Origin of the sequence: Arthrobacter sp. Br18 (assembly GCF_000520555.1) — a bacterium.
GTDB lineage: Bacteria > Actinomycetota > Actinomycetes > Actinomycetales > Micrococcaceae > Arthrobacter_D.
This window is the reverse complement of record NZ_KI914892.1, coordinates 1-5,037: the sequence shown is the minus strand read 5'-3', so window position 1 is coordinate 5,037 and position 5,037 is coordinate 1. Positions and strand designations below refer to the sequence as shown.

Sequence of the window (5,037 nt, the reverse complement as noted above, 5' to 3'; positions counted from 1 at the left end):
GGTATGCAGGGTCCGCCTGGCCCGATAGAGCGGGTCGCCGGCCCTGCCGCGATGCCCGGTGGTGGCTTGTTGGACGCGTTGCCGGCATCGGTCCAGCCCGTCCCCGGCGAGGCGGACGACGTGGAAGGGGTCCATGACCGGAACCGCGTCCGGGAGCTCCTCGGAGGTTGCGGTCTTGAACCCGGTGAACCCATCCATCGCGACGACCTCGATGCCGTCCCGCCACGCTTGGGGGCGGTCGTGGAGCCAGTCCTTGAACACCTGCTTGGAGCGTCCTTCGACCATGTCCAGCAGTCGCGCCGGGCCTGTCTTGTCGCGGATCGGGGTGAGATCAATGATGACTGTCACGTACTTGTCGCCGCGGCGGGTATGCCGCCACACATGCTCATCGACGCCGATAGCACTCACGCCATCGAACCGGTGAGGGTCATCGATCAGGCGGCGCTTCCCCTCGGTCATGATCGCGGTGTTCGCCGTATGCCAGGACACCCCAAGGCCTGCGGCGACCCGGGACACGGTGAGGTGATCGACCACGACGCCTTCCAGTGCCCACCGGAGTCCGCGGCGGGAGATCTTCGCCCTCCGCTCAGCTGCGAGGTCCGTGTCCTGCCGCCACGTGCGACCGCAGTTCCCGCACCGGTAGCGGCGCACCCGAACCAGCAGCGTGGTGGGCCGGTGACCGAACGGCTCATGCGCAAGCCGGCGCGTCACGGTGTCCCTGGGCGCTCCTTCCGCACCGCAGGATCGGCACCACGGATCCGCCTCGACGACACGGCACTCGATCACTGCCTGACCGGGCCCAAGGTGCTGCCCGACGGCTTCCAGGCCCAGCTCATCGAGCCGGCAGAACGTGGTGAGGTCAGGGCGAACGAAGGTAGCGTTGAACACGTCGAGGTCTTTCGGCTGGGCAGTGTGAGAACTTCCATCATCGGAAGGCCTCGACCTCTATCTCGTCACCGACGCGCCCGCCCCGGCTACACCCCGCCTGCACTCTCGTTTGCGATGAGCCAGATAAATGATTGACCTGTACTCACAGCACGGTTACTGTATGAAATTGAGACCGATTTGACATCTCAGGGTAGATCGGTTTGCTGGGGATTTATCTACAATCCTGCGTCCTTGACCGTGACTCACGGATGAGGCAGACGAATTTGCTTGTAGCGCCGGAATTTGCTTGTGGCGCCGCTTGCCGGTCGCCTACATCAGCGGCACACGTTGGGGTGCGCCTGCAGCACAATCTCTGAACCACAATCCGGCCCGTTTATTAATCCTGCCGTGGCACCGAAATCCTCTATAGGTGGTGCCAATTCCGGAAACCCCCTTGGTCTTTCTTTCACCCCGGTCGCCGGCTGGATGCATAAACGCGGGCAAAAGCCTTGGTCAAACCCTCTTATCCCTCGTCCGGCCGCGTGCACCTGTGGCCGGGTACCGGAAATTGTGTGGGCGGCCCGGGGGCGGGATCATGTGTTCAGGTAAGCCGCCGGTGGTTCCCGATTCGCCTTGACCGATTAACCTCAAGTGAGGAACCACAGTATGACTTTACTCAGCCCCACTGCTGGGACCGGCTATCAACAACTGCCCGACCCCCAACACTGCCAGTCCCAGGGGGATGAGGAAGCCCAGATAGGAACTCTCTTCCATGAACCCGTGCCGACGCGCGATAACGAACAGCTTGCCGAGCAGATACCCGCCCACCGCCCCGAAGGCGGCGGCTCCCAGCACCTCCCATAGCAGCACCTTGGTGAGCATCTCCTGCCAGGCCAGGTCCGGTTTTGTCAGTAGCAGCACCGGCAGCATCACGAAGAGGTACCCGAGTCCGTCGTTGATGCCGCTCTCGGCTGAGAGGTTGTGGCGCACCCGCTCCGGGATTCGCTGCTCGGCCAGGGACCCGGTGACCACCGGGGTGGTCACTACAGGATCGGTGGGCGCGATGATCGCCCCGAGCAACAGGGCGAGAAGGAACGGCACCCCCAGCAGTCCCCACAGCACCCCGGTGGCCACCACCAGCATGAGGGCCATGCCCAGCCCGATGATCACCGTGATCCACCGTAGATTGGTTCGCCAGTAGCCATGGGGTAGGCGCAGGGCCACGCCGGCCAAGCCCACTCCGAGGGTAATTCGCGCTGCCTGCTCCAGCAGCGTGCCGGCGGGGACCCCGAAGTCCTCGATCCGCAGCAGGCCCAGGGCGTAGGGACCGATTAGCACTCCGAAGGCCAATGCCAGCATGGGCCCGGGCAGGCTCAAGCGCTGCAGCAAGGAGGAGAACGCAGATATCCCTAGGAGTGCTCCGGCGAATAGCGCCAACACCAGATTGATGTCCATTAAGGTCCCTTCCCTCTTTGTCTCACCTCAGCCGGATGCACAGGGGGCCGTCGATGGTGAGCGTTTCGGCGCCCAGGTTTCCCTTTCCAAGCCCCCTCAGAGACCCGGGGGTTGGTCGGTCGTCTTACGTGCCCCGGCGGGGCATCAGCCCCCAGTCTAGACGGATCCGTCTAATAAGAATAGACGGATTCGTCTAGCATGGTGTTCATGACGGCAGCCATCCCCCAGACCCGCACCACTGCGCCGAACCGATCGCCCGCTAGATCCATGGGAGCTCGTGAGCGGATCATGGCCACTGCCCGCCGGCTTTTCTATACACGCGGCATCAACGCCACCGGTATCGACCTGGTGATCGCTGAGGCAGGCGTGGCCAAGGGCAGCATGTATCACCACTTCGGCAACAAACAGGCTCTCGTGGTGGCTTACCTCCAGCAGGAGGAAGCAGCCTGGAAAGCCGCATCCGAGTCCAGGGACGATCCCCGGGCCAACGCGACTGAGCGCTTGAGGATCTTCTTCGATGGGATCTCCGTCGATGTTCTGGCCGGCACGTTCCACGGATGCCCGTTCATGAACGCTGCCATCGAGCGACCGGATGACCCCGGGGTGAGTCAGGTGATCGCTCATTACCGGGAAGCACTGGCCTCACATATCGCCCAGCTGCTCGGGGAAGACGGGTCCTCGACCGTGGTGCACAAGGTGATGGTGCTCTACGACGGGGCGAAAACCTCCGCCAAGATGACACGAGATCCTGCCCTGGTCGAGCTGGCTGCCGAGATGGCCTGCGAGGTTGTTCACGAGCACGGCGCGGCTCGCTAACCGACCGCTACGAAACCGACGGGCCTGTGTGCGGGTTCCGCAGGTTGTTCGGGGAGGGCGTTGCGTCGCGGACAACACGTAAGACAGGGTGCGCAGCTCGCTGCGCCGGCGAAGAACCGCGGGTTGCCGGTGAAGAACCGGGTGCTGCATCGACATGGAGCCGTGGGTGCTTTCTAAGTCCGATTGATATCTGCAAGAAGCGAAGAGGAGACAACAAGATGATGATGAAGAACACTTCCACCACGGGGATCGAGCAGGTGGGCGCTTCGGTGCTGCGCTCTTCCCTGGCGACAAACCTCATTTGGATCGGTTCCCTGAAGTTCCAGGACTATGAGATGGAGAACATCAGGCCGCTGGTGACCTCCAGTCCCCTGTTCTCCGGGGTACTCAAGAAGCTGGGGGAAAAGAAGACGGCGCAGCTGATCGGGGTGGCCGAGATCGGGATGGGAGTTCTCATCGCCGCCAAGCCCATCGCCCCGCGGGCCTCGGCCCTGGGTAGCTTCGGGGCGATCGGGACGTTCGTCACCACCCTCAGTTTCATGGCCACGACCCCGGGTGTGCGGCAGGAAAGCCACGGCAAAACCAAGTTGTCCATGGTAGGACAGTTCCTACTCAAGGACGCCGTGCTTCTGGGTGCGTCCATCCTCACGGCTGCTGAATCGCTGCAGCAGTCCCGCCGACGGTAGCCCGGAAACAACCGTTGCCGGGATCTGAAACAAGCCGGGACGGCAATTGCTGGTGCAGTTCCCGTCCCGACTTGTCTTCTGTGCCCCGGTGCAATCGGTGCCGGCAGGCCGGGGCGCCCGATCGTGGCGCTCGACCCTAATTGAATCCACTGGACACCCCCAGAAACCCGTCGAAGGAGCACCACGTGAAGGTACGAAACTCATTGAGCGCACTGAAGAAAATTTCGGGCTCCCAAGTAGTCCGGCGCCGCGGACGAACCTTCGTCATCAACAAGAAAAATCCCCGCATCAAGGCCCGCCAAGGCTGAGCACAGGCAACACAAGCCCAACGAAAACCTAAAGAAGGAGACAAAGATGAGCACCACAAAAAACGTTACTGATGCGTCGTTCGATGCGGACGTTCTTCAGGCCACGAAACCGGTTATCGTTGATTTTTGGGCAGAATGGTGCGGACCATGCCGCATGCTGTCTCCCATCCTGGACGACATTGCCACTGAGCACGCGGAGAAAGTTGATGTCGTGAAGGTCAATGTGGACGATAACCCCGCCATTGCGGCCAGATACGGTATTACTTCCATTCCCGCCGTCTACGTCTTCAACAACGGCGAAATCGCGGCGACCTCGATCGGGGCGAAACCCAAACAGGTTCTCGAGCAGGAGTTCGCGGCCTTCATCAGCTAACAGCTACAAACGAGCGGGTGTCATCCAGACCGAGACGGAGGCTCCCTCCGTCTCGGGCGGCTGCACCTTCCGCGGTGCACGACATGGGTAGACATTATGGACGCCTGGAATTAGCTGTCATGGGCGCCCTACCTTATGGCAGCCCCGCGGTTCGGGAGAGTTCGGGGCCAGCAACGCACTTCGCTGACGGTTGCCGGGCCGTGGATTGCTGCCGGGAGGTGATCTAGGATTCTTCGGCTGGTTTGAAGACATGGTCGTAGAGCACGCCGGTCGCTGTGGCCTGGACGAATTTGTTGACCAGGTCCACGGTCCAGTCCTCTGCGGTCCAGGTGCCGGGCTTATACAGTCCAAGGGCGGTGTTGAGCAGGACGTCTCCGGTGTAGACGACAGGAAACACGACGGCGATTGCTTTGGCTCCGTGGAGGCCGGAGTGAGCTGTGACGCCGTACGCTGAACCCCACATGGTTCCCAGTGCGAAGTGGGTGATCCAGTTCAGCTGTTCGCGCCCCTGCTCGGTCGTGGGATGGATGGG

Annotated in this window: 6 protein-coding genes and 1 pseudogene; 4 read left to right on the top strand and 3 right to left on the bottom strand. The window is 62.2% G+C overall.

The features are described 5' to 3' along the window. Nucleotides 1–888 (bottom strand): ISL3 family transposase (locus tag Y704_RS22050; RefSeq protein ID WP_035773150.1); only part of this gene is annotated, 888 nt, incomplete at its 3' end. 651 nt (nt 889–1,539) lie between these two features. After that, nucleotides 1,540–2,322, bottom strand: a complete 783-nt coding sequence (locus Y704_RS22045) for a cation:proton antiporter domain-containing protein (protein WP_253904376.1) — start codon at nt 2,320–2,322, stop codon at nt 1,540–1,542. A 207-nt stretch (nt 2,323–2,529) separates the two neighbouring features. On the opposite strand from Y704_RS22045, the gene Y704_RS22945 reads away from it, so the two are divergent. The 4 genes from Y704_RS22945 to trxA all read left to right on the top strand — a co-directional run bounded on the left by Y704_RS22945 (nt 2,530) and on the right by trxA (nt 4,505). Then, nucleotides 2,530–3,138 carry a TetR/AcrR family transcriptional regulator gene (locus Y704_RS22945; protein WP_162149423.1) on the top strand — a complete coding sequence of 203 codons (609 nt, stop codon included), beginning with the start codon at nt 2,530–2,532 and terminating at the stop codon, nt 3,136–3,138. Nucleotides 3,139–3,359: 221 nt separating this feature from the next. Then, nucleotides 3,360–3,824 (top strand): YkgB family protein, encoded by a 465-nt coding sequence (locus Y704_RS0116050; RefSeq protein WP_216698997.1) that lies wholly within the window; start codon nt 3,360–3,362, stop codon nt 3,822–3,824. Between the two features lie 185 nt (nt 3,825–4,009). Next, nucleotides 4,010–4,132 (top strand): type B 50S ribosomal protein L36, encoded by a 123-nt coding sequence (gene ykgO, locus Y704_RS23640; RefSeq protein ID WP_081747718.1) that lies wholly within the window; start codon nt 4,010–4,012, stop codon nt 4,130–4,132. Nucleotides 4,133–4,178: 46 nt separating this feature from the next. Further along, nucleotides 4,179–4,505, top strand: coding sequence for a thioredoxin (gene trxA / locus Y704_RS0116045; protein ID WP_026550864.1), 327 nt, complete (start codon nt 4,179–4,181; stop codon nt 4,503–4,505). 223 nt (nt 4,506–4,728) lie between these two features. Here trxA and Y704_RS24645 read toward each other — a convergent pair. Beyond that, nucleotides 4,729–5,037 (bottom strand): annotated as a pseudogene (locus Y704_RS24645) (hypothetical protein); the annotation flags it as partial.